At 65.3% G+C, this 691-nt stretch carries 1 protein-coding gene; it reads right to left on the reverse strand.

Going from position 1 to position 691, the window contains the following annotated elements; translation table 11 throughout:
• Nucleotides 1-691 (reverse strand): adenosine kinase (locus EN969_RS33935; RefSeq protein WP_164758793.1); only part of this gene is annotated, 691 nt, incomplete at both ends.

Below are 691 nucleotides of genomic sequence, written 5' to 3' on the forward strand. Positions count from 1 at the left end.
GCCTCGCGGCGCAGATTCTGCCGGGGCCTGGGGCCGATCTGCTGGATCACCAATCCGGCCGCCAGTGAGCCAAGGTCGCCGCAGGTTTGCAGGTCGCGGCCTTGCGTGTAGCCATGCAGGAAGCCGGCGGCATAGAGATCGCCGGCGCCCGTCGTGTCGACCAGTTCCTTGATGGCGGTCGCCTTGATCACCACCGTCTCGTCGCCGCGCACGATCACGGAGCCTTTTTCCGAGCGGGTCACGGCGGCGATCCGGCAATCCTTGCGGATCTGCGCCAGCGCCTCGTCGAACGAGGATGTCTGGTAGAGCGATTTGATCTCGTGGCTGTTGGCAAAGACGATGTCGACCGTGCCCGAACGCATCAGCTCGAGGAATTCGTCGCGGTAGCGGTCGACGCAGAACGAATCCGACAGCGTCATCGACACTTCGCGGCCTGCTGCGTGCGCCAGCTTCGCCGTCTGGCGGATCGCTTCCTTGGCGCGCGGCGGGTCCCACAGATAGCCTTCGAAATAGGTGACCTTGGCGCCAGAAGCCTTATCGGCCTCGACATCCTCCGGCCCAAGCTCGACGCAGGCGCCGAGATAGGTGTTCATCGAACGCTCGCCGTCAGGGGTGACGAAGATCATCGACCGCGCCGTCGGCGGCTCGCCCTTGAGCGGCGTGGTGTCGAAGGCGACGCCCTGTGCATGGA

This window comes from Mesorhizobium sp. M7A.F.Ca.CA.003.01.2.1 (genome assembly GCF_003998945.1).
GTDB classification, from domain to species: Bacteria; Pseudomonadota; Alphaproteobacteria; order Rhizobiales; family Rhizobiaceae; genus Mesorhizobium; species Mesorhizobium ciceri.